General features: G+C 64.0%; 1 protein-coding gene. It reads left to right on the plus strand.

The genetic code is table 11. The features are described 5' to 3' along the window. Window positions 1-241: 241 nt before the first annotated feature. A partial coding sequence (secA, locus tag DD1DGNOD_RS06235; RefSeq protein ID WP_131769651.1) for a preprotein translocase subunit SecA occupies window positions 242-2,572 on the plus strand: 2,331 nt, incomplete at its 3' end.

Consider the following 2,572-nt stretch of genomic DNA (forward strand, 5'->3'; position numbering starts at 1 on the left):
CGAGCCGGGCAAGGATCTACAGCCAGACGATCTACAGTCAGACGAGGTCCCGCGCAGCCTCCCGGCGCAGAAAGAGTATGATCGATTCTCTTTCGGCGGGCGAGGTTGCACGGCGGGTTGTCCGACCTGCCGCACGGGGTGTCCGACCCGCCGTACGGGGAGGATCGATCAGCACCGGGGGTCTAGCCTAGTGTCGTTGTGTAGGTGACCCAGCCGACAAGCCGCCCGAGGAGTTTCACCCGTGGTACTCGAGAAGATCCTCCGTGCCGGCGAGGGTCGTATTCTGCGCAAGCTCAAGGCCATCACCGAGCAGGTGAACCTCCTTGAGGATGACTTCGTGGGGCTCACCGACGCCGAGCTGCGCTCGATGACCGACGAGTTCCGGCAGCGGATCGACGACGGAGAAACCCTCGACGAGCTTCTCCCCGAAGCATTCGCGGCCGTACGTGAAGCGGCCCGGCGGACCCTGGGGCAGCGGCACTTCGACGTCCAGATCATGGGTGGTGCGGCCCTGCACCTGGGCAACATAGCCGAGATGAAGACCGGTGAGGGCAAGACTCTCGTCTCCACGCTTCCGGCCTACCTGAACGCGTTGTCCCGCAAGGGCGTGCACGTTGTCACCGTCAACGACTACCTGGCGCAGCGGGACGCGGAGAACATGGGCCGGGTGCACCGCTTTCTCGGGCTCACGGTCGGTGTGATTCATCCCCAGATGCCACCGGCGGTCCGCCGCCAGCAGTACGAGGCCGACATCACCTACGGCACCAACAACGAGTTCGGCTTCGACTACCTGCGGGACAACATGTCCTGGAGCGGTGAGGAGCTCGTGCAGCGCGGGCACAACTTCGCCGTCGTCGACGAGGTCGACTCGATTCTGGTCGACGAGGCCAGGACGCCGCTGATTATCAGCGGACCGGCGGATAATCCGACCCGCTGGTACACCGAGTTCGCCCGTATCGCCCCGACACTGGTGAAAGATGTCGACTACGAGGTGGAAGAGGGCAAGCGGACGGTGGCCATCACCGAGAGCGGGGTGGCGAAGGTGGAGGACCAACTCGGTATCGACAACCTCTACGAATCGGTGAACACCCCGCTGGTCGGCTACCTCAACAACGCATTGAAGGCAAAGGAGCTCTACCGCGGGGACAAGGACTACATTGTCACGGACGGCGAGGTTCTCATCGTCGACGAGTTCACCGGTCGCGTGCTGCACGGTCGACGTTACAGCGAAGGCATGCACCAGGCGATCGAGGCCAAGGAAAAGGTCGAGATCAAACAGGAGAACCAGACCCTGGCCACGATCACGCTGCAGAACTACTTCCGCCTCTACGACAAACTGTCCGGGATGACCGGGACCGCGATGACGGAGGCGGCGGAGTTCCACCAGATCTACACACTCGGTGTCGTGCCGATTCCCACGAACAAGGCGATGATCCGGGCCGACCAGCCCGATGTCGTGTACAAGACCGAGGTCGCCAAGTTCAGCGCGGTCGTCGACGACATCGCCGAGCGCAACGAGAACGGCCAGCCGGTACTTGTCGGCACGACCAGCGTGGCGAAGTCGGAATACCTGTCCAAGGAGCTGACCAAGCGCGGTGTGAAGCACGAGGTGCTCAACGCCAAGCAGCACGAGCGCGAGGCTGTGATCATTGCCGAGGCGGGGCGTAAGGGCGCCGTGACCGTCGCCACCAACATGGCTGGGCGTGGTACTGACATCATGCTCGGCGGCAACCCCGAGTTTCTCGCCCAGGCGGAACTGCGGCAGCGTGGCCTGAGCCCGATCGACACCCCGGAGGACTACGAGGCGGCCTGGCCGGAGGCGCTGGAGAAGGCTCGCGCGTCGGTCGGTGCCGAGCACGAGGAGGTCTTGGAGCTCGGCGGGTTGTACGTCCTGGGTACGGAACGCCACGAGTCCCGCCGTATCGACAACCAGCTGCGTGGACGAGCCGGCCGCCAGGGCGACCGCGGGGAGTCCCGGTTCTACCTGTCGCTGGGCGACGACCTCATGCGGTTGTTCAATGCCGCGGCCGTCGAGGGCATCATGGACCGGCTCAACATTCCCGAGGACGTGCCGATCGAATCGAAGATCGTCACCCGTGCGATTCGTTCCGCGCAGACACAGGTCGAAGGCCAGAACTTCGAGATACGCAAGAACGTCCTGAAGTACGACGAGGTGATGAACAAGCAGCGCACCGTCATCTACGAGGAGCGCCGGAAGGTTCTCGAAGGGGCCGACCTGCACGAACAGGTCCGTCATTTCATCGACGACACGGTGGAGGCGTACGTTCGCGGCGCGACGGCGGAAGGATATCCCGAGGAATGGGATCTCGACACCCTCTGGTCCGGTCTGGGCGAGCTGTACCAGATCGGCGTGGAGGTTCCGTTGCCGGACGAGCGTGAGGGGCTGACGGCTGAAACCCTGATCGAGGACCTGCAGAGCGACGCGTACGACGCGTATGACCGGCGTGAGGACACGCTGGGCGTGGGTCCGGACGGTAATCCGCTCATGCGGGAACTGGAGCGCCGGGTCGTGCTCGCGGTTCTCGACCGGAAGTGGCGCGAGCACCTGTAC

Origin of the sequence: Candidatus Protofrankia californiensis, from assembly GCF_900634765.1 — a bacterium.
Taxonomy (GTDB): Bacteria; Actinomycetota; Actinomycetes; order Frankiales; family Frankiaceae; genus Protofrankia; species Protofrankia californiensis.